The organism is Hyphomicrobium sp. B1, assembly GCF_049532635.1.
GTDB lineage: Bacteria > Pseudomonadota > Alphaproteobacteria > Rhizobiales > Hyphomicrobiaceae > Hyphomicrobium_B.
In genome coordinates this window covers 2,265,571-2,291,321 of the sequence record NZ_CP134871.1, presented here as the reverse complement: position 1 = coordinate 2,291,321, position 25,751 = coordinate 2,265,571, and the positions used below count along the sequence as shown (strand labels likewise).

Annotated in this window: 23 protein-coding genes; 9 read left to right on the top strand and 14 right to left on the bottom strand. The window is 57.8% G+C overall.

From position 1 onward, the window contains the following. Nucleotides 1-15 precede the first annotated feature (15 nt). The 3 genes from RLW55_RS11000 (at nucleotide 16) to RLW55_RS10990 (ending at nucleotide 1,489) form a co-directional block, all read left to right on the top strand. On the top strand, nucleotides 16-300 hold the full coding sequence (locus RLW55_RS11000; RefSeq protein WP_409560744.1) for a hypothetical protein: 285 nt from the start codon (nucleotides 16-18) through the stop codon (nucleotides 298-300). A gap of 333 nt (nucleotides 301-633) precedes the next feature. Further along, nucleotides 634-825, top strand: coding sequence for a hypothetical protein (locus RLW55_RS10995; protein ID WP_423414201.1), 192 nt, complete (start codon nucleotides 634-636; stop codon nucleotides 823-825). Further along, nucleotides 812-1,489: a YceI family protein gene (locus tag RLW55_RS10990; protein WP_423414200.1), complete on the top strand. Its 678-nt coding sequence runs from the start codon at nucleotides 812-814 to the stop codon at nucleotides 1,487-1,489. Before RLW55_RS10995 ends, RLW55_RS10990 begins: the two co-directional genes overlap by 14 nt. A 78-nt stretch (nucleotides 1,490-1,567) precedes the next feature. On the opposite strand, the gene RLW55_RS10985 is transcribed toward RLW55_RS10990, so the two are convergent. Further along, a complete protein-coding gene (locus RLW55_RS10985; protein WP_423414199.1) occupies nucleotides 1,568-3,250 on the bottom strand; it encodes a hypothetical protein in 1,683 nt (560 codons plus the stop codon). 125 nt (nucleotides 3,251-3,375) lie between these two features. Further along, the gene (locus RLW55_RS10980) at nucleotides 3,376-5,250 is read right to left on the bottom strand and encodes a multiheme c-type cytochrome (RefSeq protein WP_423414198.1); all 1,875 of its coding nucleotides are present in this window, start codon (nucleotides 5,248-5,250) and stop codon (nucleotides 3,376-3,378) included. Between the two features lie 556 nt (nucleotides 5,251-5,806). Here RLW55_RS10980 and RLW55_RS10975 point away from each other — a divergent pair. The 3 genes from RLW55_RS10975 (at nucleotide 5,807) to RLW55_RS10965 (ending at nucleotide 8,936) form a co-directional block, all read left to right on the top strand. After that, nucleotides 5,807-6,862, top strand: coding sequence for a 2Fe-2S iron-sulfur cluster-binding protein (locus RLW55_RS10975; RefSeq protein WP_423414197.1), 1,056 nt, complete (start codon nucleotides 5,807-5,809; stop codon nucleotides 6,860-6,862). Between the two features lie 72 nt (nucleotides 6,863-6,934). Beyond that, the gene (locus RLW55_RS10970; RefSeq protein WP_423414196.1) at nucleotides 6,935-7,963 is read left to right on the top strand and encodes a cytochrome c family protein; all 1,029 of its coding nucleotides are present in this window, start codon (nucleotides 6,935-6,937) and stop codon (nucleotides 7,961-7,963) included. Between the two features lie 73 nt (nucleotides 7,964-8,036). Beyond that, nucleotides 8,037-8,936, top strand: coding sequence for a hypothetical protein (locus RLW55_RS10965; RefSeq protein ID WP_423414195.1), 900 nt, complete (start codon nucleotides 8,037-8,039; stop codon nucleotides 8,934-8,936). Between the two features lie 323 nt (nucleotides 8,937-9,259). Here RLW55_RS10965 and RLW55_RS10960 read toward each other — a convergent pair whose 3' ends face one another. Further along, the gene (locus RLW55_RS10960) at nucleotides 9,260-9,706 is read right to left on the bottom strand and encodes a hypothetical protein (RefSeq protein WP_423414194.1); all 447 of its coding nucleotides are present in this window, start codon (nucleotides 9,704-9,706) and stop codon (nucleotides 9,260-9,262) included. A gap of 27 nt (nucleotides 9,707-9,733) precedes the next feature. On the opposite strand from RLW55_RS10960, the gene RLW55_RS10955 reads away from it, so the two are divergent. Together RLW55_RS10955 and RLW55_RS10950 are read left to right on the top strand one after the other, a co-directional pair. Next, nucleotides 9,734-11,341: a cytochrome c3 family protein gene (locus tag RLW55_RS10955; RefSeq protein ID WP_423414193.1), complete on the top strand. Its 1,608-nt coding sequence runs from the start codon at nucleotides 9,734-9,736 to the stop codon at nucleotides 11,339-11,341. 89 nt (nucleotides 11,342-11,430) lie between these two features. Beyond that, nucleotides 11,431-12,348, top strand: a complete 918-nt coding sequence (locus RLW55_RS10950; RefSeq protein ID WP_423414192.1) for a tetratricopeptide repeat protein — start codon at nucleotides 11,431-11,433, stop codon at nucleotides 12,346-12,348. Nucleotides 12,349-12,370: 22 nt separating this feature from the next. On the opposite strand, the gene RLW55_RS10945 is transcribed toward RLW55_RS10950, so the two are convergent. The 11 genes from RLW55_RS10945 to RLW55_RS10895 all read right to left on the bottom strand — a co-directional run bounded on the left by RLW55_RS10945 (nucleotide 12,371) and on the right by RLW55_RS10895 (nucleotide 24,374). After that, nucleotides 12,371-12,826: a PTS sugar transporter subunit IIA gene (locus RLW55_RS10945; protein WP_409560754.1), complete on the bottom strand. Its 456-nt coding sequence runs from the start codon at nucleotides 12,824-12,826 to the stop codon at nucleotides 12,371-12,373. Between the two features lie 27 nt (nucleotides 12,827-12,853). Next, nucleotides 12,854-13,543: a response regulator gene (locus tag RLW55_RS10940; protein ID WP_414463477.1), complete on the bottom strand. Its 690-nt coding sequence runs from the start codon at nucleotides 13,541-13,543 to the stop codon at nucleotides 12,854-12,856. Beyond that, nucleotides 13,540-16,263: a DUF4118 domain-containing protein gene (locus RLW55_RS10935; protein ID WP_423414191.1), complete on the bottom strand. Its 2,724-nt coding sequence runs from the start codon at nucleotides 16,261-16,263 to the stop codon at nucleotides 13,540-13,542. Before RLW55_RS10935 ends, RLW55_RS10940 begins: the two co-directional genes overlap by 4 nt. A 40-nt stretch (nucleotides 16,264-16,303) precedes the next feature. After that, nucleotides 16,304-16,909: a K(+)-transporting ATPase subunit C gene (locus tag RLW55_RS10930; protein ID WP_423414190.1), complete on the bottom strand. Its 606-nt coding sequence runs from the start codon at nucleotides 16,907-16,909 to the stop codon at nucleotides 16,304-16,306. An 11-nt stretch (nucleotides 16,910-16,920) separates the two neighbouring features. After that, a complete protein-coding gene (gene kdpB / locus RLW55_RS10925) occupies nucleotides 16,921-19,029 on the bottom strand; it encodes a potassium-transporting ATPase subunit KdpB (RefSeq protein WP_423414189.1) in 2,109 nt (702 codons plus the stop codon). A 23-nt stretch (nucleotides 19,030-19,052) separates the two neighbouring features. Next, nucleotides 19,053-20,756: a potassium-transporting ATPase subunit KdpA gene (gene kdpA / locus RLW55_RS10920; RefSeq protein ID WP_423414188.1), complete on the bottom strand. Its 1,704-nt coding sequence runs from the start codon at nucleotides 20,754-20,756 to the stop codon at nucleotides 19,053-19,055. 13 nt (nucleotides 20,757-20,769) lie between these two features. Then, on the bottom strand, nucleotides 20,770-20,859 hold the full coding sequence (locus tag RLW55_RS10915) for a K(+)-transporting ATPase subunit F (protein ID WP_035575846.1): 90 nt from the start codon (nucleotides 20,857-20,859) through the stop codon (nucleotides 20,770-20,772). 322 nt (nucleotides 20,860-21,181) lie between these two features. Next, complete coding sequence (locus tag RLW55_RS10910; protein ID WP_013948718.1) at nucleotides 21,182-21,373, bottom strand: hypothetical protein; 192 nt, start codon at nucleotides 21,371-21,373, stop codon at nucleotides 21,182-21,184. Nucleotides 21,374-21,441: 68 nt separating this feature from the next. Continuing rightward, nucleotides 21,442-22,854 (bottom strand): ammonium transporter, encoded by a 1,413-nt coding sequence (locus RLW55_RS10905; RefSeq protein WP_423414187.1) that lies wholly within the window; start codon nucleotides 22,852-22,854, stop codon nucleotides 21,442-21,444. Nucleotides 22,855-23,143: 289 nt separating this feature from the next. Continuing rightward, nucleotides 23,144-23,986 carry a sterol desaturase family protein gene (locus tag RLW55_RS10900; protein ID WP_423414186.1) on the bottom strand — a complete coding sequence of 281 codons (843 nt, stop codon included), beginning with the start codon at nucleotides 23,984-23,986 and terminating at the stop codon, nucleotides 23,144-23,146. An 88-nt stretch (nucleotides 23,987-24,074) separates the two neighbouring features. Then, a complete protein-coding gene (locus tag RLW55_RS10895; RefSeq protein ID WP_409560762.1) occupies nucleotides 24,075-24,374 on the bottom strand; it encodes a cysteine rich repeat-containing protein in 300 nt (99 codons plus the stop codon). A gap of 572 nt (nucleotides 24,375-24,946) precedes the next feature. On the opposite strand from RLW55_RS10895, the gene RLW55_RS10890 reads away from it, so the two are divergent. Then, nucleotides 24,947-25,648 (top strand): response regulator, encoded by a 702-nt coding sequence (locus tag RLW55_RS10890; protein ID WP_423414185.1) that lies wholly within the window; start codon nucleotides 24,947-24,949, stop codon nucleotides 25,646-25,648. Nucleotides 25,649-25,751 lie beyond the last annotated feature (103 nt).

The window sequence follows — 25,751 nt, the reverse complement described above, 5'->3', positions numbered from 1 at the left end:
AAGGATAAAGCTCCGATGTCCAAAAAAGTTTTGATGCTGTTCATAGCTTCGACCGTCGTTGCGACGGCCTATGTATCGGATTTGAGAGCGGGAGAACTTAACAAATTGGAGCACGATCAAGTCGGCGATTCAGCTCGTCCCGACGTGGATCCGAACGCCTCCACGGGCGGAGACTCCTCAATTGTGAAGCAGGAGGATGAGCAGATCGGCGATTCCGCCAAGCCCGACGTCGATCCCAATGCCTCTCAGGGAAACGATGAGTCGATCGTCAAGCAGGAACAGAACCAGATTCCCCATTGACGCCTTTGATGACCTTTTTCTTAACTTCATTGCGAATGGCGTCGGCGCAAAAAATTGGCGCCGCCGCAACTCTTTCCTTACGGCGTGTTTGGCACCGGCGTCAAAATCACTGCAATGAAATTTGATTGCTCAGCGCAGAGCTGATCGGACCACGTCGGCGCGTCGCTACCAGCCTCATAAACTTTGCATTTTGACGAGGCAGCCGTCGCGCGCCGGCACTGCGTTTTCGACCAATCGCGCATTTCCCGAACCCATTTTCGCCACTCTGTCGTCGCGTCGTGTCGGAGGGGAGATTGGCAGCGAGAGAGCGCACTCGCAATTGGGGGAAGCGCGATGGCCGACGTCTTTTCTGACCTCCTCATTCTGTTGCTCGGACCACTTATTTCTCTGTCCGTAGCATGGATCATTGCGATCAAAGCCCTGGCGGCTCGAGATGAGATTTCGCAGGTCGTGGCAGCCCTAACGCAGCCCAGCGGCGCGGACGCGCACGCCAAACGAGGGAGCACGAGCAGTGAAAAACGCTAAGACCGGCAATCATGTTCATGGCGATTTCGGGACTGTCAGTGTCCGCAAGCGCCAAAATGTGCTGGAGAAGCGGGGTCATAAAAGACCCACTTTTACGCGCGTTCTGTTTGGTGCTGCGCTTGCGATCAACTTGTTACCGGCTCCGATCGCGCAAGCGGCGCGTTTCGTATTCGATCAGCGCCGCACCGAGGTGCGCTTCATTTACAAGATCGCCTATGCAAAACAGCGCGGCCGCTTCACCAAGGTTTCCGGCACTCTCGACTACGACGAAGGCAAGCCCGGCAAGAGCAAAATCAAGGCTTTGATTGCGGCTTCCAGCCTTACGACTGGGGATACGCTCATAGACAGCGAGCTGAAGGGCGCGAGCTTTTTCAATGCCGCAACGTCGCCGGTGATAACGTTCAAGAGCGTTGAAGTGCATGCCGGATCAGCAACCTCCGCGGAGGTTGCCGGCGAGGTGACCGTTAATGGCATCACAAAGCCGGTGACGCTGAACGTCACAATTGAGCCGCACGATGATCCCGCCCTGAAGTATGACGTCGGCGCGCGCAAATTTCTTGCTAAGACCCGCATTCGGCGCAGCGCGTTCAACATGGTGGACTACCAAGCCATGGTCGACGATGATGTTGATATCGAAATCGAAGCCATCGCTCGGCCGCGATAGCTCACGCCAATCACCTTTCATCTCATCCCCCACGCGCCCCAACTTTTGGGGCGCTATTCGATTCCTTTGGCGAGGCGTCTAGAATTTCCTGCGGAGTTCCGTGCGGAACCCGAAGTTGTCCTCGCCACCTTCCTGGATCTGATAGGTCGCATCGGCGCGAAACAGCCACGCTCGATCGAGCGGAATTTGGTATCGAACACCGAAGCCATATTGCGGATCTCTTACGCCGATGCCGTCGTTCTCGAATGGCTGCACGGTTGCCACTTCAAAAACAATCTGCTGGTCGAGATTGAAGAGATATTCGACGCCAAGCGCACCGCCGAACGTATTTGATGCGGTATCGTCGAGTTTCGGATAACCCGTCAGCGCGTCGGTTTCGAAGTTGATACCGACGTTCTTCAATATACCCGCATTATTGCCATCGACCAGCGGTTCAGGACTGCCGACGCCGACGAAGAAATTCGCATAAGGCAAAAGCGTGCTCGGCAAGGGCGAGATCAGACTGTTTTCCGAGATGAAGGCAAAGCCATCTCCGCTTCCCCGACCATCGTCTCCAAAGTTAGCGAACAATCGGGTCGAATTCGAAATGGTGTTGGCATAGCGCCGGCTATAAGCCGCGGTTAGGAAGTGTTGCTCGACGGCTTCCTGACTTCCGTTGCCTTGAAGGAAGCCGTATCCCGCTTCGATATAACCGCCGTACGCATCGATGAAAGTTGTAACGCCAAACAGATTAGCGGCGTGGTTATCGACTTTGCCGTTTCGATCGATAGGGCTCGCATTATCGACGTTGTCGAAGGCCGCGAAGAAGGTGAGATCGTAGTTTGACAGGCCGAGCATCGGCGAGTTCTGCGCAGGGATCGTCACGGCGCCGCCAAGGATCGCATCGTTCGCCCAAATGCCGTTCTGCAGGAACAACGGAAAGAGCCCGACCGTGAACGGCAAATCGAAGCCAGCATATTTCCCTGTCACGCCCGAATAAATTGATCCAACATCACCTTCGAAAAACAGCGTCTGCGGATCAAGATCGATTTCGTCGGTAAACTTCTGATCGCCATCGTTACCGCCGAACTCGAAGCGAGTGAATTTCGCATTCCCGTCCTGAAACGGCGTAAAGAACGCATGGATTCGCTCGGTCGCAGTGATCTTGAAATCGACGTCGAGGTTCAAGCGGGTTGCGACCTGCGCGATATCCTTGCCGTTGTTCTTGTTGTACGCGATCGCCGTTCGCCAATCGCCATAGACGGATAGCCCCGGAAGCAGCGGATTCAGTTTGCCGAACAGCGTGCTGCTCTCGTCGTATATCCCCGACGTGTACTGCTCACGACCGATTTCCAAAAGCGGGCGTGGCGGCTCGACTGCGGTTTTGCCGCCATAGATATCCGCCTGCCCCTTGGCATCGTACTTTTTGTTGTATTGCGGATCGGGACGGAAGGCGCCCTTGGTCGATGTCTTTTTCTTGCGCGGCTTTGCATTCGCTTCCGCGGGTGTATTCGCCTTACCATCGCCGGGAACGTCAGCGCCGAGATATTGCTTCGGAACGATCGTTTCGTTGTGGCGCTTTATTTCCGGCTTCCACTCCGACGTTTCTTTTCCGGACGCCCCCTCGACATCGTCCCGCTCGCGCGCGTCGTTGCGTTCCTCGGAAAGAATCGTCTCTGCAGGCGAACCTGAGATCATAAGATTGCCGCCCGCGATCAAAGCCGCGATGGCCGTTGCCGTCCCGGCGTAAGATCGCAAGTTGCCTTTTACGGCAGAAGTCATGCTGAAGCTCCCACTTCATGCCTCCGGCCAGCGCTTCACCGCAGGCAGGAGGATTCAGAGAGGCTTCGGACCCGCGTCTTTGGACCATTCCTTCGATCCAAATCCGAAACGCTCGGTTCTCGGCGTTAGCCCTTTACGTCGACATCAACCGCGAAGTCGTGGAAGTTCATGATGCGCTCGTTCATGCTCCGCTCCATATCTTTGGTGGCGCCGACAAAGCGCATGAAATAGATCGGCTCGGCGCGGCTTCGCATGCGGAAAGCAAGGCGGTATCGACCAGGCTTGCTGATCAAATTACCTGGCACTTCATATTTGGCTTCCCTCACACCCAACGGCGTCAACGAATGGTTCTCCATGCGCACCAGCGGCGGATGATTGAGGACGGTGGTCGGGATGCTCGGCGGACGTAATTGCGGCAACGGATCAATGTCGAAATTGACCGGAAGATACATTTCGCGGTCCGTGCCCTTAACGTTGGTCGTCAGAAACTTGGTCTGAAAATTCACCAGCATCTGGTCGGTATCGATGCGGCCGGCGGCGACGTCGAGACTATGCAGATCGGCCATATCGCCGTTGCTATCGACGTAACCTGACTCCCAGACATTGTTACCGTCCGGATCGACAAGCGCGACATTCACCCAAAGCTGCGGTTGTGCGCCGAGAGATCCCGACGGCAGGTTGTGGCCGGTGTTCGTGTTCTTGATCTTGTAGGAGAACGCAAGAACCGAGCCGACCTTCGGCGTGCCTTCGATGAATGGGCCATCGACTTTGCTGCTGTTCTCCATCACCCGACGACGAAGAACATCTCGTGCGTCGAGCTTCTTCAGATTTTCGTCGATAATTTCGCGCGCGTCCTCACGATCGTTTGGATCGCTCCAGCGCTTCGGAAACGAGACTTTGATCTTGCCGTCGGCGACTTTGTCTTCGAATTTGCTCGTGCCCCAGCCAGCGCGCCAATCGAACTGCAGCCAGTCCTTAATGCTGTAGGCCTGGGCTTTGACGTTGTGCGGGAAGATGCCCGGATGAGCGATCGAATAGCCCGGTCCGATGAAACGGTGGTTGGCATGTTTACGACCTGGATTGATCTCCTTGCCGCCGACGATCGCCGACGGCGCCGTCGCATAGCCCTTCGACTGGCCGGGAACTTTGCCCATGTGACAGTCCTGGCAAGTAATCCCTGCTTTACGCGCCGGGCTATCGCGATATTGGTCCCACACGATTTCGAGCTTGATGCCGAGGTTCACGGCGACCTGATGACAACTGACGCAGAACTCCGACTTGGTGATCTGGTCGTTCGTGATCATGCCTTTATGGATGTCGTTGCCGCGGCCTTTTGCGCTCGTCTTGACCGAATAGGTTTCCTTATTCGCTATGACGTTTTTGATGACGCTTTTTTCGCCGCTGCCATAAACGGGTTCGTAAATCTTACCCGGTTCAACCCGACGCTCGCCGTTGACCTTGCCGTACTGTTCTTTAACCCGGTGGCACGTGATACAAGTGACGCCTTCACGTGAGATTTGGCTTCTAGCCCAAAGCGGAGCCTCGCGCGCTTCTCCGAGTTGCGTGCCGACCTGCTGATGGCAGCGCACACAGAAGGTGCCGACCGTCCCCTGCGTCAGCGTTTGGAACTTTTGCTCGAATTTGTGGAACATCGGTGAGATCGACGCATAAGCATGCTGCGAAGATGACCACTCTTCGTAGATCTGCTTATGGCAAGTGCCGCATTGCGCGGCGGTCGGATAAAGCTCTTCGTCGCTATTCGGACTGCCGTGCGCATCGGGTTTGCTGTTATCCAATCCGTCAGGCTTGGCTTTGCCGGCCTCCGGCCTTCGGATCTCGCCTGCGTTTTCAGCAAGCATAAGCGTGCGCGGCAGGGCTTGTGTATGCCTTGATGCGTTGTTGTTCTCCGCGGCTGCGGCTTTATACGGAGGTGCCGCAGATATGAGAGCGGCACCGGCGAACATACCGGAGAGCATTGCGAATGTTGATAATCGCGTCATGGCCTTATCCCTGTCCTCAGTACATTTCAGGGCATCATTTCAATTCGCATCGCCCCGCGAAACGACGCTGAACAGCCGTCTGGAATGGATGGCCTGCTGATTAATTGAAACGCGAAATGGGCCGCGATATGGCCGCAAATTTATTCTCTCGCCGGAACGTTCAATTCGGACAATTACTCGCCTTCGTAATTACTGATGACACCCGCTTCCTTACGGCAACACGCTCTATCAGCTTGCTGATTATCTTTCCAATGCAAGCTGCTGTTTATCGAAACTTTTGTGCCCTTCGCACTCCCGTTCGCAGTAGGCCACTGCGGCCTGCGCCTAGCCTCATATCGTTGATCTAATTTTTCTCATCGCCTCATTCATTACTGCTTTTTCTTCGTTTCCAATTCCGTCTTCATTTCCGCTTTTGTGCGATTACTCGCGCGGCCATTGTCTGACCACGAATGATCATTACTGGAAATAAAATGCAGGCGGATGAACTTGAAATTCAGCGCCTGATCTCAGCGGGATAGATCGACATCATGAACCTCAACCCTACTGGGATGAACTTATGTCAAAACGCCACAAAATCACGATCGACGGCAAAAGCTTTCTGGCGCCGCGCGGTGCGCGTCTGCTCGATGTGGCGTTGAACAACGGTATCGACCTGCCCTACAGCTGTCGCGCCGGACATTGCGGAACATGCTGCGTGCGGCTTGTATCCGGCGACGTACACGGTGGCGAAGGAGCTGAGCCCGGGCTCATTCACGCCTGTCAGTGTCTGATCGTTGCCGACGCAGTCATCGAGCGCGAGCAGCCCGCTGATATTCGTTCCGTCAACGGCGTCTTGGGCACATTGCGGCCGCTGTCGTCGAAGGTCCTGGAAATCGGCATTACAACGGACCGTCCCCTTCCGCATCTGCCCGGCCAATACGCGCACGTACAGTTCAGCGGTTATCCGAACCGTTCGTATAGCATCACGCATGCTCTGAATGAATCGGACAACTGCGATGCCACGTGGTTTCACGTCCGCCGCGTCGAGAAGGGCCGCGTCAGCGCATCCCTCGGCAAGCGGATCGGGATCGGGCACCGTGTCAAACTCACAGGACCTTTCGGAACTGCGCACTTCCGGCCGAATCCCGGTGGCCGGATCGTTCTCGTGGCAACCAACACTGGTTTTGCGCCGATCTGGGCAATCGCCGTCGCAGCGCTTCGCGAAGATCCTTCACGAAGAATGATGGTCATTGCCGGCGGCCGCACCTTGGATTCCCTTTATATGGCCCCCGCTCTTGTGCGCCTGGCGCGTTTTCCGAACGTCGTCGTCGTACCGGTCTGCAGTTCCTTGCAGGTATCGATTCCGGCGGTCAGACCGGGTCGGCCAACCGACTATCTTCCACGCTTATTGCCCACCGATGCTTTGTACGCTTGCGGGGCACCGGGCATGGTCGAGTCGGTAAGGGCAGTTTCGGCAGACATTGGCGCGACCTGTTACGCCGACCCATTTCTGCCGGCGCCTGACACAGCGGGCGGGCAAAGCCCTCTCGCGCGCACCATCGAGAGACTCTCCTCTCCCCTCGATCGCAACATGCTTCAACTCGCTTACGAGCGCCCAGGAGGTTTCAGGTAGCAATCGCTGCTCGCTTACGGTACATGCGCGAGGAATATTTCATTGCTTCTTTCAAAGCGTATCAATTGGTCGATGCTCAGCGCAGTTTTCAATGCTGTGCGGTTCGGTCTGTTAGTTGCACTGCCATTGATCGTTACGCTCGACATAGGTCGCGCTGTAGCGTTGGATTCGACGAAGGTCGTCGGGCCGAATGCCTGCGCCGAATGCCACAAGCAGGAAGCCGATGCCTGGAAAGGCACACATCATTTCAAAACGTTCCGAGAGCTTCCGCGCAACCCCGAAGCCAGGAAAATCGCGGAAAGGATGGACGTCCGGCGCATCAAATCGGAAAGCTTATGCGTGAATTGTCATTACACAGTTCAACGCAAGGATAACAACGATGCGGCCGTGTCCGGCATCTCCTGCGAGTCCTGTCATGGCGCCGCCAAGGATTGGATCAAAGTCCATAGCAGCTTCAGCGGTAAAACCGCGAAGACGGAAACAAAAAGCGAAGCGCAGGCGCGCTGGAAGCTCGCGGAGTCAAAAGGCATGATCCGACGTCATGCGCTCTATCAACTGGCGAAGAACTGCTACGGCTGCCACGTCGTGCCGCGAGAAGATCTCGTAAACAAAGGGCTACATCGAGCTGGCAGCCTATTCGAGCTGGTGTCCTGGTCGCAGGGCGAGGTGTTGCACAACACATGGTATTCAAGAGGCAAAGAAAATGTTCCGGCCGATGCCGAGCGCAAACGCATGCTTTATCTGATCGGCCTTGGCGTCGAACTTGAAACCGCGTTACGCGCTGTCGGAAAGGCGACTGTGCGAAAGGCTTATGCCCTCGAAATGGCTCAGCGTGCAGACAAAGCGCGACGAAGGCTCGCAGCGGTGGCAACGGCAGTGCCAAACGTGCCGGAAATCGCCAAGATCGTGGAATTATCTCATTCGGCCGCGCTGACCTTGAACAACGAGAAGGATCTCTCGGCGGCAGCCGATGGCATATCTCGGCTGCTCGTCAGCATCACCGACAAGTATGACGGCAGCACCATGGCCGGCCTCGACATCATGATCCCGCAGCCAAGCCAGTTCAAAGGCACTGCGAGAAAAGCTTCAGCCGTCAATTGACGTTATCGGAGCGCGGCCGCGACCGGCGCGCGATTCCTACGGGGGTGGGAATGAGAAAATCTGGTGGCCTCGCGTGAAGACGGTAGCACAACGCGTTCCCGGCAGCGTGTTCTGGGTGCTTGGCTCGGCGTGGACAGTCATCCGCCGTGCGAGCCTCTTTCTCCTGCTGATCGTGCTGTCCGCGAGCTTCTTCTCCTGGGTATGGATATATGCCAGTGCGCTTCGCGATCCGCGCTATCTCGATGGCTGGGTGCTTGCTGCCGGCATGAGCCTGCAGTTCAGCTTTCACGCCGCTGTCAAGACGAACAAACTTCCGCCGAAGCTCCTCAAGAGATGGCGGGGTGTTCACATCTTCGTCGGCTACGCGCTTGTCGCCGCATTCCTCTCACATTCCAATTTTTCGATGCCAGACACCCCGTTCGAGTGGGCACTGTGGAGCGGCTTCGTAACGGTGACGCTCAGTGGTGTGTTCGGCACTTACCTCGCGTGGTCGTCACGCGCCAAGGGCGGAATCGACGACAACATTAGCCTAGAGCGCATCCTCGCTCGCCGCGCTGATCTTGCGCGAGACGTGCGCGAACTCATTTCTACACCAGATCAAATTGCTGTGGAGTTGTCGCTGCCCGCTCCTCCTTATGACGCTTGGATCACCGATCTTTACGCAAACCATCTCAATCACTTTTTCGCAGAGCCGCGCAATTTTTCGTCGCATCTCTTCGGCTCGCGACGGCCGCTCCAGCGCCTGACGGCGGAGATCGAACGCCTGTCGCGCTACGTCGATGGCCCACGACAGGACAAGCTCGCGACGATCAGCAAAATGACGGCTGAAAAAGATCGTCTCGATTTTGCGCGCGTTCATCTTGCTCTGACAAGAGCGTGGCTATTCGTGCATGTCCCCATCACCTACGCGCTCCTCGTGCTGTCGGCATTGCACATCCTTGTCGTCTATTCCTATTCGTCGGGGGCCTGGTGATGCGGCTACGGCCGTGGCGAGCAACGGAGCTGCGTCCGCTTCCCAGCTTGGGGCGAGACCGATTTGCGCGCATTCTGGCGCTCGCAACATTCATCGGCGTTAGCGCCGCGTTCATCGCGTCTCCCGGTACGCAATTTCTCATGCCGGGGCCATTGAGCAGCGCGCACGGTGCGATCAAGAATTGTTCTTCGTGCCATGCCCATAGCGGCGACGGAAAATTGAGTTGGGTCCATGGCATCGTCGCCCTTGGATCGACCGCCGACAGCAAGGCTTGCCTGACCTGTCACAAGATCCCGGAACGCGCCTTTAACCCACACGGCGCTTCAGCTGATGTCCTGAGGAAGAGCACGCTGCGGCTTGTAAATATTGCAGCTGTCGGCCCTCAACCGTTGTCCGCGCGCGCGCAAACCGCTGCCCTGCCGATGCAGAAGATGATTTCCGGAGGCATTAACTGCGCAAGCTGTCATCAGGAGCACCAGGGCATCAATTTCGATCTGGACAAGATCTCCAATGAGCAATGCCGATCCTGTCATTCGGTGAAATTCGACAGCTTCGATAATGGTCATCCGGCATTCGATACCTACCCGTTCCGGCGGCGCACACGGATCATCTATGACCACGCCGCACATTTCGACAAACACTTTCGGGACGTCGAGAAAAAAGACCCGTCGCGACAGATTCCGGTCGCCTGCTCGACGTGTCACGACAGCCAAAACGACAGACGGTTTATGGCTGTTGTTCCTTTTGAGCGAACGTGCAGTGGCTGTCATCTGGGACAAATTACCGGTAAGGACCGCGTGAACGGTCCGAAAGGCGTTGCATTTCTGACGCTGCCGGGTCTCGATCTCGAAACGCTGAAAAAGAAGAACGCGGCAATCGGCGAATGGCCGGATGCGTCGGAAGCCGAACTCACGCCTTTCATGAAAATGATGATCGGTCGAACCGACGAAGGTCGCGCGACGTTGAGAGCGGTCGACGGCCTCAATCTGCAGGACCTTGCACAGGCTAACAACGATCAAATCAAAGCTGTGACCGATCTGGCGTGGAACATAAAAAAGCTGTTCTACGCGCTGATCGTCGGAAAAGCGTCCGACGTTCTTGGCGATCTTAATATCGGTAACGGCAACGCCAAGTTGAGTGTGACGCTCGTCGCCGATTTGACTGCGAACATCCCGCGGGATGTTGTCATTGGTGCGCAGCAGCAATGGTTGCCAAATTTGGCGAGAGAGATTGCCAATGGCCCATTGCCAGATGCCCCGGCGCCGAGCGCGTCCAACTCAACACCCGGTATTTTGCGTTCTGCGGCGAAGGACGAGGCGACGAGTACGGACAAACGTTCGCCTCCTGCTGACGGCGATCAAGAAAAAACGCGGCAGGCAGCGGATAAGGTCAAGCGCGATCCTCCAGCGTGCCTGCTACGCGTCTTCGGTCAATGCATCATGAATAATGCGCCCGGGAACTCTGCAGATGCGGCTCATTTGGACGGCGACGACAATGGCGATAGCACGTCTACGGACAAGAAAAAGGCCCGTGCCACCCCTCTACCGTCTGCCATGCAAGCAGGCTTGAAAAATCTCCGGCCAACAGCCGATGGCGAACGCACAATGCAATTGGCGCAAGTTTCGACGAGCAAAACCGCGGTCAACGCACGTGCTCAACCCGCGGCAAAGGCCTCGCGCCAATCCGACGACCTTCTCTCTCTCTCAGAAGAGGAGAGTCGCGATCTTGAGGCGCGAAACAAAGGCATCGCCGGCGGTCAAAGCAGTGCAACACAAGACGCAGCGTCGCCCTCGGGAACTGCGAGTACAGAAAAGAGCACGCCGCCGATTATCAGCATTGCAAGCGATATCGATGCTGAAAGCTGGGCTGAATATGGCGGCTGGTATCGGCAGGATTACGCGATTTTCTATCGACCCACCGGGCACAAAGACAAGTTCATCTACTCTTGGCTGTTCCTGACTGGTCCGAAGACGCAGAAAGATGGCACGACGGCCGCTACGGCTGTTTTCAACATCCTGACCAATAAGGACGCACCGGGATCATGCACGAAGTGCCACAGCATCGATGACGGCCGCAATGGTGGGCGCGTCGTCAATTTTTCTCCGCTTTCGGCAAGCTCCAAAGACGGACGCTTTACGCGTTTTATTCACGAGCCGCATTTCGGCATCGTGGGCAAGCGCGGCTGCCTTACATGCCACGACCTCGCAAAAGACCGGCCATATCTGAAGAGCTACGAGCAGGGAAATCCGCAGAATTTTGCGTCGAACTTCAGCGCGGTGAAGAAGGATGTCTGCCAGGGCTGCCACGCCAGCAGCGGCGTGCGCCAAGACTGCCTAACATGCCACAACTATCATGTGAATGGCGTTATCACCCCGATCATGACAACGCGTAATCCATCTCGGTAGTGCCAAGATGTCGGCACTATGGCCGTCATCGCCACGCTAGGCCCCCATTTGCATCCCAATCTTCCGTCAAATGATCATCGAGGTTGGATATGGTCCAGGCTTTTGCATCGATCGCGGTGGGGACTGCTGTCACGCTTCTGGCCGCCGTACTTCTGTTGTTGCGCATGCCGCTACACGGTCGCCGCCCGGTCGTTGCGCTTACGCATCGATGGATTAACGTCGACACGCGCACATCGGGCATTGTCCTTGGATCTCTCGTAGCGATCGCCGCGGCTTGTTTTGTGCACATCGCAGAAGCCCCGAGCGGCGTTGACGGCTCTTCCGTGATGAGCCGTAGCGACGTGCATGTGATGCCGCCGGAAGCCTCCGACGGCAATATTGAACCAGACACGGCACAAGCGTTTGCTGATCTTCGCGCCTACGCGGCCAATACAAATTCTGGCGCGTCGTCGAAGGCTGTTGCCTCGCCGGACAATACTTCCACTGCTTTGCCTGACGTCGACACGATGATTGCGAAACTGATCGCTCGTCTCGAAAAGCAACCGAATGACGTCAATGGCTGGAAAATGCTCGGGTGGTCGTATGTCAATACCGGGCGACCAGGCGATGCGGCGACGGCTTATGAGACAGCCCTTAAGCTTCAGCCCGGCGATACCACGCTCAAGAAAGCGCTCGATGAGGCACGCACAGCGCAGGCCTCCCCGCAGACATTTTCACCCAGCGTCGCGTCGCCGTCCGACAACGACGTCGCAGCGGCGGCAAAGCTTTCAAATACAGAAAGCAAAGACATGATCCGCGGCATGGTCGACAAGCTTACCGCCAGACTCGAGGCCTCCCCAAACGATGAGAACGGCTGGTTGCGTCTGATGAGTTCGCGCGTCACGCTCGGCGAGACCGAGGCGGCCAAAACGGCGTTGACAAAAGCTCTCCAAGCCTTCTCCGGCGATGCTGCCGCCAAGGTCCGCCTCGTGTCGGCCGCGCGCGAACTTGGCATCAAAGCGGATTAACGGCGCGGTCTTACCGCCCGTTTTAAGCCGAACCGCGAAGCACGTCGTAAAACGCGTTCTCGTTATTGGCCATGCGAAGCTTCTCTGCGACGTCGCGATTACGCAGTCGGCGTGAAACCGCGGCAAGGGCATTCAGATGCGTCTTCTCTGCTCCAGCCGGTGTCAAAAGCAGAAAAGCCAAGTCGACCGGTTTGCTATCAATCGCTTCGAACTCGACCGGTGGCTTAAGTCTCGCGACAAGGCCGAACGTTTGCTTGAGATCGGCATAAGCTGCGTGGGGAAGGGCAATGCCGTCGCCCATTCCGGTGGAGCCGAGACTTTCTCGTTTGTTGAGTTCGGCGAAGATCGTCTCGGCAGGAAGCCCGGTCGCCGCAGATGCCCGTTCCGACAACGTGCGAAGGAGCGCTAATTTCGTCGGCACGCGCACGTCCAGCATGACGGCGCGCGGCGAAAGAAAGTCAATAATGCAGGATGCCATGAGAAATCCTCGGCGCACGCGCCACCTTCAATCGGGAGCGCGGAGGCGGTAGCCAACGCCTGTTTCAGTCAGAATATATTCCGGGCTGTTCGGACGCGGTTCGATTTTCTGCCGAAGCTGCGCGACGTAAACGCGGACGTATTGGGAATCGGCAGAGGGATCCCAAAGCTCTCGCAACAGGAAATTGTGCGTCAGTACTTTGCCCGCATGCTGAACAAAGAGACGCAGCAGGTCGTATTCCTTCGGCGATAGCTTGATCTCTCGTTCGCCAACCTTGACGATGCGGCGCACGAGATCGACCGACAGATCGCCGACATGGAAAATGGGCCGCTCGCCCTGAATCTGTAGCCGATGGCGAAGTGCGGCTCGCATTCTGGCGAGAAGCTCGTTGATGCCAAATGGCTTCGTCACATAGTCATCGGCTCCGAAATCAAGGGCTTGTACCTTGGCGGTTTCGTCAGCGCGGCTCGACAGCACCACGATGGGAACGGCTTCATTCTGATCGCGGATGGCTCGCAGCAGGTCCATGCCTTGCATATCCGGCAAGCCGAGATCGAGGACGACAATATCCGGAGTCTCCGCCATCAGCTCCAGAGCTTTACGCGCATTCGGCGCGTCGATTACCTGATAGCCTTGCGTTGCAAGCCCCATGCGGAGAAGTTTGCGGATTGGTGGCTCGTCATCGATGACGAGAACTTTGATGGCGGGCGCACTCATGCGGCGTTTTCCAGCGTTTCTGATCGGGCGGATGCCGGAAGCGTTACGGTCAGCAGTGCACCGCTGCGATCAGGCCGATTACCCGCCGTTATCGTTCCGCCCATGATTTCGATAAATCCGCGGGAGATCGGCAATCCAAGCCCCGTTCCGGCGCGGACATGATCAGCCTTGTTCGCGCGATAGAATTTATCGAAGATTTTTTCAACATCACGGTCGGGGATGCCAGGCCCTTCATCTCGGATTTGAATGACAGCGAGTCCATGATCGTTCCAAGCGCCGACCTCAATCAACGTATTCTCGGGCGCGTATTTTGCAGCATTGTCAAGGAGATTGAAAAGCACTTGCTCAAGTAAAACGGGATCAGCATCCACCTTCAATGGCTCCGATGGAAGATTGGCCTGGACCTTATGTCTTGAAAGGATCTTTCTCGCGCGCTTGAGCGCTGCATCGACAATCTCGCCAACGTCTTGAATTTCCGTCTTGGCGACGATGGCGCCGGCTTCTAGCTTCGTCATATCGAGAAGGTTGGCAATGAACCGGTTGAGGCGTTCGGATTCATCGATGATCGTAGCGAGCAACTCCGACTGCGCCTCGGCATCGAACTTGTCGCCCAGGTCGCGCATCGTCGTTGCAGCGCCGAGAATAGCGGCCAGGGGCGTCTTGAGATCGTGAGACAACGACGTCAGCAGAGCAGCGCGGAGCCGTTCCGTCTCGATGCTGCGTTTCGCGCGCTCGACGTCCTCGACGAGGTGGACGCGCTCGATGGCGAGCGCGCCCTGGTTGGCGAGCGCATCGAACAGCCGCCGTTGGTCCGGCGTCAGCAGCGGTCCGGGACGGTCGCTGTCTATGCCGACGACCCCGACGATACCGCGTGCGGTCCGGAGCGGCAGAAAAAGGCGGTGCGACCCGGGCAGCGTATCGGAGCCGCGCCCTGCCGGGCGGTCGTTGGTCCAAGCCCACGTCGCGGCCGCGATATCGGACGGATCAAGCATATCTTCCGGTGGATATCCCGCCTTGACGGCAATCGAGCCATTCTCCGGCAGCAACAGCACGACACGGACTTTCAGCATCGAGGCGATCTGAAAGACGGTTGCCCAAAGCACATCATCAAGCGTGCCGGTTGCGGCAAGCTTGCGACTGAAGCCATACAGCGACTCCGTCGTGCTGGCGCGGTTCATGGCGATCACAGTCTGACTGCGCATGCGCGCTGCGATGTTCGACACGACGACCGCTACGACGACGAAGCAAAGAAACGCCGCGACGTTCTTGGCATCGGCGATGGTAAATGTGAAGAGCGGAGGCAGAAAGAAATAGTTGTAGAGCAGCGCGCCGGCCACGCTGGCGAAAAGCGAGGGGCCGATGCCAAGCTTGGCTGCCACGCCCACAATCGCCGTCAAGAATATAAGATCGACGCTTTCCACGCCGATCCATGGTCTGAGCACCCAGGCCACGCCAAGCGCAACAGCCATCGCTACAAACGTGATGAAATAATTCAGCGGCCGATGCGGCGGTTGATCCTTTGCTGTTCGAACCGCCTGCGCTGTCGCCGGCTCGGCTGGCAATTGCTCTCCGGAAATGACGTGAACGCTGATGTTTCCAGATTGCCTGACGAGATCGTGGACCACCGAACCGTTGAGAATTTCGAACCATCGCGGCCGATCGGATTTACCGACGATGATTTGCGTCACGTTGTGGGCGCGCGCATACGAGATGATATCGTCGGCGATCGACTTGGAACTTCCGGGCATTGTCAGCGTTTCGCCGCCGAGAAGTTCGGCGAGACGCATCGCTTCAGCAATGCGGTTACGCTCGCCTTCGGAAAATCTGAGGCTGCGGCGCGTCTCGATAGTGACCGCAGTCCACTGCGCGTGCAGGCGATCGGCAGCACGTTTCGCATAGCGCACGAGCCCGGATGAGCGCACATCTTCGTTGACGCACACGAGCACGCGCTCACACGCCGCCCACGGGCCGGACATGGCTTTGGCGCGAAGCTGGGTTACGAGCTGTTCATCGACGCGTTCGGCGGTGCGGCGTAAAGCGAGTTCGCGCAATGCGGTAAGCTTGACGGGCGAGAAGAAATTTTCGAGCGCGCGGCGCGCCTGATCCGGGACGTAGACCTTCCCTTCCTTCAATCGCTGAATAAGATCCTCTGGCGTGATGTCGACAAGCTCGACATCGTCGGCCCGGGCGAGGATCGAATCCGGCACCGTTTCGCGGACGCGTATGCCAGTGATCTGGGCAACGACGTCATTCAGGCTATCGATATGCTGGATGTTGATAGTGGTGAAAACGTCAATGCCTTCGTCGAGCAACTCTTCGACATCGAGATAGCGTTTCGGGTGACGGCTCATCGGTGCATTGGTGTGCGCCAGCTCGTCTATCAGCGCAATCTCGGGGCGCCGCGCGATGACGGCGTCAATATCGAGTTCCTCCAGCGTCTGACCTTTGTATTCGACCTGACGCGGAGGGATAACGTCAAGACCGCGAAGAAGTGCTTTTGTTTCCTTGCGTCCGTGGGTCTCGACGACGCCGACAACGACGTCAGCGCCCTCTTTAACCTTGGCGCGGGCGGTGCGAAGCATTTCATAGGTCTTGCCGACGCCGGGAGCCGCGCCGAGAAAAATCTTCAACCGTCCCTTCTGGCGCTCCTCGCGTTTCAAAACCTCGAGGAGCGCCTCCGGCGACGGTCGATGATCGGGTGTGCGGTTTTCGTCCGCCATCTTATTACTTTCCTCGCGGCGCCAGCGCGCCGCGCAATATTCACTGTGCCGTCGTGCCGTCAAGAGCCAGATTGAGCGCCAGGACATTGACGCGGGGCTCGCCGATCAACCCTAGGAACGGTTTTTCGATGTTGCGGTCAATGAGGCTGCGAACGTCCGCTTCCGGCATGTTGCGGGCCTTGGCAATTCGGGTCATCTGAAAATAGGCGGCAGACGGCGAAATGTCAGGGTCGAGGCCCGACGCGGACGTCGTAACCAGCTCGATCGGCACCTCCGCTCCGGGGTTCTCTGCCTTCAATTTGGCCATGTCAGTCTTAACGCGATCAATCAGGGCCTTGTTTGTGGGGCCGAGGTTCGAGCCCATCGAATTCGCGGCATTATAAGGCTGCGCTACCGTTTTCGATGGGTCGGCTGGGTCCGAGCCCGTTGTCGCGGACGGACGGCCATGGAAGTACTTATCGGACATGAACGACTGGCCGATGAGTTCGGATCCGATGACCTTGCCGTTGCGGACGATCAAGCTGCCCTGGGATTGCTTGGGAAAGATGGCTTCGGCTATGCCGGTCATAGCGAGCGGATATACGAGGCCGGTGATGAGCGTCAATGCGAGCAGCACGACGATGGCTGGGCGAATTTCTTTCAACATGGCGTATTACCTCAAGCGAGATGCAGAGCGTTGATGGCCAAGTCGATGGCCTTGATGCCGATGAAGGGGACGACGACGCCGCCGAGCCCGTAGATCAGCAGGTTGCGGCGGAGCAGAGGTCCGGCACCGATCGCGCGATAGGCGACGCCCTTCAGCGCCAACGGAATCAGCGCGATGATGATCAGAGCGTTGAAGATGATCGCCGACAGGATCGCGCTTTGCGGGCTACCAAGCGCCATGATGTTGAGCGCATTAAGCTGCGGATAGAAAGCAACAAACATCGCCGGAATGATCGCGAAGTATTTAGCAACGTCGTTCGCAATCGAGAACGTCGTAAGCGCGCCGCGCGTCATCAATAGCTGTTTGCCGATTTCGACGATCTCGATGAGCTTGGTCGGGTTGCTGTCGAGATCGACCATATTGCCGGCTTCGCGAGCAGCGACGGTTCCGGTATTCATCGCGACCCCGACGTCGGCCTGTGCAAGCGCTGGCGCATCGTTAGTGCCGTCGCCGCACATGGCGACCAACTTGCCTTTTGCCTGCTCGTCGCGGATGAGGCGCAATTTGTCTTCCGGTGTCGCCTGGGCGAGAAAGTCGTCAACGCCGGCTTCGGCGGCGATAGCGGCCGCCGTCATCGGGTTGTCGCCGGTGATCATCACGGTGCGAATGCCCATGCGGCGAAGCTCGGCGAAGCGCTCGCGAATACCGCCTTTGACGATATCCTTAAGGTGGATGACACCGAGCAAACGGCCGTCCTTGGCGACCGCCAGCGGTGTCCCGCCCGCTTTCGCGATCGTTTCCGTGATGGCCTTTATCTCGCGTGTTGCCTCAGCACTGATTGTCGGACGAAGCACTTGTGCTGTTGCGCCAGACGAGGCCGTCGCGACCGGGGCATTTAGGTATTTCAACACAGCGTCGACAGCACCTTTACGGATCGACGATCCCTCGAATTCCACACCGCTCATGCGGCTCTGGGCCGTGAACGGAATGAAGTGCGCTTTAATATCCGCAACATCTCGACCGCGAATGCCGTGCTTGTCTTTAGCGAGAATAACCACCGAGCGGCCCTCCGGCGTCTCGTCCGCCAGAGATGCGAGCTGGGCGGCATCCGCGAGTTCCGACTCGCTGACGCCGGACAGCGGTACGAATTCGGTTGCCTGACGGTTGCCGAGCGTGATCGTTCCGGTTTTATCGAGAAGGAGCGTGTCGACGTCGCCAGCGGCTTCAACGGCTCGGCCCGACATCGCAAGAACGTTGAAACGCACAAGGCGATCCATGCCGGCGATACCGATGGCTGAAAGCAGCGCGCCGATCGTCGTCGGGATGAGCGTAACGAAGAGCGCGACAAGGACGATGACCGAGATCGTGCCGCCGGCATAAGCGGCATAGCTCGGGATCGTTGCGGTCGCAAAGACGAAAATGATCGTGAGGCCAGCGAGAAGAATGTTGAGTGCGATCTCGTTGGGTGTTTTCTGGCGTTCCGCGCCTTCGACAAGCTTGATCATGCGATCAATGAAGGTCGAACCCTGGGCCGCCGTGATGCGGACGACGATCCAGTCCGACAACACGAGTGTTCCGCCCGTTACTGCCGACCTGTCGCCGCCGGACTCACGAATGACCGGCGCTGATTCACCTGTGATCGCGGCTTCGTTGACCGACGCGACGCCTTCGATGACTTCGCCATCGGAGGGAATGGTGTCGCCCGGCTCGACGAGGACCACGTCTCCGACTTTCAGCGTGGTTCCGGGAATGAGCTTGTAGTTGCGGCCAGATCCCGTCATCAGCTTGGCTTGCGTTTCCTGGCGCTGAACACGCAGGGAGTCTGCTTGAGCCTTGCCGCGACCTTCCGCGATGGCCTCCGCGAAGTTTGCGAAAAGCACAGTGAACCAAAGCCACAGGATGATTTGGAACGTGAACGCCAAGTTACCTTCGCCGGTTACCATGCCGTGGAGAAAGATGATCGTGGTCAAGACCGTCACGACTTCGAGAACGAACATGATCGGATTTTTGATCATCTTGCGCGGATCAAGCTTCGCGAAGGCCGAACCGATTGCCGGAACCACGATTTTGGGATCGAGCATCGTCGCCGAGCTTTTCTTGCGCGCCATAGACGTATCCATCTTGGAAACTCCGAAAAGAGAGATCAGTAGAGCGTACCGGCCGTCATCGAGAGGTGCTCGACGATGGGCCCGAGTGCGAGCGCGGGAAAGAACGTCAGTCCGCCAACGATCAGGATGACGCCGACGACAAGGCCGACAAAGAGTCCGCCGGTGGTCGGGAACGTTCCGACAGAAGGTGCGAGCGTCTTCTTTTCTGCCAACGCGCCTGCGATCGCCATCGCCGGCACGATCATCAGGAAACGCCCAACAAACATCGAGATCGCGCCCGTTACATTGTAGAAGAAAGTGTTGCCTGTGATGCCTGCGAAGGCGGAGCCATTGTTTCCGGTGCTCGATGAGAAGAGATACAGGATCTCAGAGAAGCCGTGCGGACCGGGGTTGGCGATGGAGGCTAAGGCGGATGGGAGCACCGCCGCGACAGCAGTCCAACCGAGGATCATCAGCGGCAGGATCAATATGGCGAGCATGGCCATCTTGACTTCCGTCGCTTCGATCTTCTTGCCGACATATTCGGGCGTGCGGCCAACCATAAGTCCGGCAACGAAGATTGCGAGGACGACGAACAGCAACATGCCGTAAAGCCCTGCCCCGACGCCGCCGACGATGATTTCGCCTAGTTGGATATTCAGGAGCGGGATCATTCCGCCGAGGGCCGTGAAGGAGTCATGCATGGCATTGACGGCGCCGCAGGATGCGGCCGTCGTAATGACTGCGAACAAGGCCGATCCCACGATACCGAAGCGGGTTTCCTTGCCTTCCATGTTGCCACCTGTCAGGCCGAGTGCGTTGAGGCCGGTGGTGCCGTTGGCTTCGGCCCAGTAACAGACTGCAACGCCGGCAATGAAAAGCACGCCCATAACGGCGAGGATGGCCCAGCCCTGGCGCTGGTTGCCGACCATGCGACCGAAGACGTTCGTCAACGCAGCGCCGAGCGCAAAAATGGAGATCATCTGGACGAAGTTCGAGAGCGCGGTCGGGTTCTCGAACGGATGTGAGGCGTTGGCATTGAAGAAACCGCCGCCATTGGTGCCGAGCATCTTGATGGCAACCTGGGAGGCGACCGGACCGACGGCGATCGTCTGTTTGGCGCCTTCGAGCGTCGTCGCATCGACATACGCGCCAAGCGTCTGCGGGATACCCTGCCAGACGAGAAACAACGTGTAAGGGATACAAATCGGCAGCAGGATGTAGAGCGTGCAGCGAGTAACATCCACCCAGAAGTTACCGAGATTTCTTGTCGATGCGCGCGCAAAGCCACGTATCAAGACGATCGCAAGAACGATGCCCGTTGCAGCCGACAGAAAATTCTGATGCGTCAGTCCAAGCATCTGCGTGAGATACGACATCGTCGTCTCGCCGCCGTAGTTCTGCCAGTTCGTGTTGGTGATGAAGCTGATGGCGGTGTTGAAAGACAGGTCGGGCGCCAGCGCTGTCATTCCTTGCGGATTGAAAGGCAGAGCACCTTGCACGCGCAGCACGGCATAGAGAATGACGAAGCCGCCGATATGAAACAGCAGCATCGAGACGGTATAGCGCAGCCAATCCTGCTCGCCGCGTGCGTCGACGCCCGCGATTTTATAGAGACCGGCTTCGACCGGGCTCAAGATTGGCGAAAGAAATGTTTTCTCGCCAGAGAAAACGCGCGTCATGTACCAGCCGAGCGGCTTCACGAGCGCCAAGACGATCGCGCAATAGAGCGCAATCTGGATCCAACCTATAAGTGTCATATGCGTTGGCCTTTCAGAACCGCTCAGGACGCAGAAGGGCGTAAACGAGGTAGGCGAGCAGGCCGGCCGTGACGATGCCGGCCAGGGCGTAGTCGAATGTCATGGAGACCTCACAATCGGTCGCAGGCAAAAGCGTAAGCGATAGCAATGGCAAAGAGCGCCAGCCCGCCCGCTACAAGGATGATGTCCAGCATTTTCGTTTTCCTACTCCGAGGCATGCAGCGCCCGCACGAAAGGGATTGCGGGCCGCGTTTAGGTGACACGCGGCGCATAGGAATTCGAGTTGGGCGGGGGGAGATCCGTATAAGAATCTCATAAGGACGGCGGGGCTCGAAAGGCGCTCGGTGCCTGCATGACCGTGATAGCAAAAATAAAAAGGCCTCCGCAAGGGAGGCCTTTCTGTGGCTCGTCTATATCTCAGTTCGTCACTCAGCCGGGCTGGCCGTGAAATTGCCGATGATCGTTTTGTGATGCCTTGCTTCCATGCTGATCTGGAAAATGAAGAAGGCAATAAAGAATGCGAGGATGGCGAGCGTGAAAAGAATTTCGTCGCCATGGAACGGATAGATAGCGCTCATCTCGGGAAGTTTTTCGAAGCCAGAGACACCCGTGTTCATGAAGCTCTCCTTTGGATCTTATGGAATAAGAGAGCCGGCGGCGGCATAGTCCGCCGCCGGCGTAAAGATTAGATTTTGAGTTCCTTACGCTGCAGAGCCTCAAAGGCTGCTTCAGCTCCCGAGAGATTCGGGTAGGTCGTCTCGATGTGCTCGCCATCGAGACCCGTCAGCTCGACCTTCGGATCGACACGGAGTAGGCCCAGCATCTTCAGGACAAAGCCGATAATGTAGCCTGGGATCAGACCGAAACCGAGGGCGAAGACGAGCGTCGCGATGGCGTTGCCGATCGGCGTTACGACCGGCAGACCTTGCGCGTTCGTCCCGAACCAACCTGCACCTTCTGAAAGCGCAACGGCTGCGCCGGAGCTCGGCATGATTGCCGGGTAACCCCACAGCACAAATCCGGCGACGATGCCGCCGAACACGCCGCAATAGCCGTGCACCGCAACCGCGCCGACAGCGTCATCGAGTTTGTATTTCTTTTCGACCCAGTTATGCGCGTAGTACGCCATGATCGTACCGGCGACGGCAATCGCAAGAGCGACAACGGGATGGTAGAGGTCGTTGCCGGCGCTTGCCGAGATGAGGCCCGTGAGGCCGCCGGAGAACGTCCAGAAGGCGTTGCCGTTGGACACCAGATAGGCCGTCATCATGCCGCCGAAGAGGGCGAGCAAGAAGTTCATCGTGACGCCCGACAACGTGATCGGGAAGCCATAGATGTTCGTCGCGGTCCAGTAGGCGGGCTGGCCTTCGGCGGCGACGTTGGCCATCGGGATGTGGCAAGCGGCATAGAAGCCGAAGAAGCCCACGTAGATCATGAAGAGACCCACGGTGACCATCCACGGATTGTGCGCCGGGATTTCGCGCGGCGTGCCGTCAGGCGCAAACTTGCCGATGCGCGGCCCGAGGTGCATCAGGATGCCGAGGGTAACAAAACCCGAAACCGAGTGCAGGACGGCCGAGCAATACTGGTCGTGGAACCCGAGGTATTGCGTCATCCAGCCATTGCCTGACCAGCCCCATGCTGCGGGGACGACCCAGGCAACTGCGCCGACATAGATGGCGATGATCAAAAAGCCCGACGTCTTTGCGCGCTCGATGATCGAGCCCGAGACGATCGAGGCCGCGGTCATGCCGAAGAGTGCGAATGCACCCCAGAAAACGCCGGAGATGCGGTCAGACAGGTTGGGAGCGAGCTTATCGGACCATGGCTCGAAGCCCGTTGAGAAGCTGACGGATGTCGAGCTGACAGGCCAACCCTGCAAGGCGATGTAGATCCACATACCGAACAGGAAGAACGCAAGGCCGACGACGGGGATCGCCATCGCGTTCTTCAGAAGCGTGTGCTGGACGTTTTTGGTGCGGGCGACACCGACTTCGTACATGCAGAAGCCGATGTGAATGAAGAACATCAAGACGATAGTGAGAAAGAAATAGAACTCGGTGAATATCGTCAGCATTGCCGCGGATTGATCGGCCATAAGCGACTCCCCTCTCGTGCCTGGCCTGCCGTCGCGGCCGTCCAAGGCAGTTTCCTTACAAATTCGTAAGCGCAGGAATCGTGCCAAATGGTGCCTGGTCGTATTTTCATGTTCTTCTCAGGAAAATCAGCCGATTTTCCAGAAAATAAACGGCCAGATAGATCGATTCGTTTGCAATTGTTTAAATTGTAGGCACTCGAGCGCCCGGATATGCCGTTCGGTCTAACTTGACATTCGAGTTGGATGATTTGCGTTCAATATCTTTTGAGTTCGCGGAAGACGTGCGAGCTTACGGTGTACCGAACAACACCCTGATTTTGCGCGAGAGGTTCGGCGCGTTTCGGAAATCCCGCCAAAGATAGCCCCATTCCGACAACGCGATGTGAAGCGGGTTCGTGCTGGGCTGGCGGCCCTTCAGGCCAAATTTCAGCGCCTCGCCAGCGGGCTCAGCCGCGAACGACCCAAACAACCGGTCGAAGACGATAAGGACTGAGCCATAGTTCTTGTCGAGGCAGGTTTCGTTCGACGCGTGATGGACACGATGATGAGCCGGCGTGTTCAAGACCCATTCCAGCGGACCCAGGCGAACGGGAACGGCGGTGTGCAGGAAAAACTGATAGACTAGCCCCAGCCCGAGCGTCAGCCCGATGGCAGCCGGATGAAATCCGATGAGCGCCAACGGCAGGAAGAACAGAAACGCACCGCTGATCACGCCCGTCCAGCCGAGCCTGATGGCGGCCGACAGGTTGAAGTGCGTCGCTGAGTGATGCACGGCGTGTGTCGCCCAAAACCAACGGACCCGGTGCGACGCGCGATGAAACCAGTAGTAAAAGAACTCCACACCGAGAAACAGCGCGATCCAGCTCCATGCTGTATCGAGCGGAATATCGAAAAGGCGATGCCGATAGAAGAACAGCATCGGGATCGCGACGAGGCCGCCGGTCAGAATACGCGACGCAAGATCGCCGACTGCGACGCCCATCGAAGCTACTGTCTCCCGCCCATCTTGCTCGTCAGCATGGTGTGCGAGCCGCATATAGAGAAGCTCGACGGCAATGAATACAAGCGCAACAGGAAAGAAGCCGAAGAGCGGCCGGGGAGCAGTGCTCAGAAATGCCGGAATATCCGTCATGGGGCTTGCGTCCTTTGATTTTGAGAGTGCGCGCAACGGCAGGGAGGGCATTTCCCCTCCCCGTCTCGATGCCATGTCGTCTTCGGCGTTAGTTCGCCGCTGAATTCCTTACGGCGATAATGGCATCGCGGCATGGCTGACTGAGGCTTCCTGCCTTCTCCGAGAAACAACGGAGAATTCGGCCACCACCCGGCATCACGCTGCCGCAGAGGCGCGCACGATCGTCCTTGCAGACGGCGAGCGCCGCGCGGGCGTTCGGATTATTGGCGAGAGCTTGAATCTGCGCCTTGGTGAGTGGTTTGTCGGAAGCAGCCTGTGCGAGCGCGACGCCCGCGGAAAAGCCGATCCAAGGTAGGGCAAACAAGGCAGCGAAAATGACGGGTCGCATCACGTACTCCGAGGTCAGAGGAAAAAATGAAATAGCTTGGGTTGGCCTGGCGCCGTCATCGCGCCGAGCATAGTCTCTATGCGGCAGGTTTCAGTTTCGAGTGACCGAGCTATTGCGCGTTACGCTGCCGCCATATGGACCGCTATAGGTCGCGGAATGATTGCACGTCCCGCCAGAACAGCTGGTGCTGCCATAGCGGTTCACAGTATTTCCACGCGGACCGGTATAGCTCTGATGGGAAGCGCACGAGCCGTAGGCGCACGAACCTGATCCCGACGAGTGCCAAGTTCCACCGCGAGGGCCAACGCCACCACCGGAGCGCTGCCATCCGGCCTCAGCCACGGTGGCGCCAGCGACGAACATAGCGGCCGCGACACAAAACGGGGCTATGACGAATTTCTTGAGGATCATGAGGGTTCTCCTTTGCAATCGTCACTCCGGGGTGGCGTGACGACAGGGAACCTCACCCGCTCGCGTATCCGGTGTATTTCAAACCGCGCCCCGAACTTTACGTTTTGTAACAGGACCTCGGAACGCTTGCACTCACACGAGGGCTGGCTTCACATCGCGACATGACCAACCGCCCGCATATCCTCATCATCGAAGACGACGCCGAAATCCGGTCGCTCGTTCAAGGCTATCTGCAGAAGCAAGGGTTTCGCGTCGAGACAGGAGACGGCGGCGCGGCGCTTGACCGGCATCTGACAATTTTCGGAGAGCCGGACCTGATCGTGCTCGACATCATGCTGCCTGGCGAGGACGGCTTGTCGATCTGCCGAAGACTTCGCGCCACGTCCCGTGTGCCGATCCTGATGCTGACGGCGCGCGGCGAAGAGATCGACCGTATCGTCGGGTTGGAGATCGGCGCTGACGATTATCTTCCGAAGCCGTTCAATCCTCGCGAGCTGACGGCGCGTATTCGCGCCATCCTGCGCCGCAACGAGCCGCCGCCCGCCGAGAAGAAGCGCCTAAAGCTCGGCGATATGATCATAGACCTCGAAGCGCGCTCGGTGACGGACGCAAGCGCCGCTCCCATTGAATTGACCAGCGCCGAATTCGACTTGCTCGAATGTTTTGTGACGCGGCCGGGACGCGTTCTGTCGCGCGAGCAATTAATGGACTGGACGCGCGGACGTCGCTCCGAACCACTCGACCGCACCATTGACGTTCAGCTCAGCCGGCTGCGAAAGAAAATAGACCGCGGCGAGGTCCCCATGTTCAAGACGATGCGTAATGTCGGATACATTCTGGCGGCGCGCATCGAGGAGGTTTGAGCGTGCTGTCACGTCTTGGATTCGTCGGCCGTCTCTCGGCGATCATTTTGCTGGCGCTGATAGGTCTGTGGGCGGTGGGCGCCGGGCTGTCCTACGTCACACG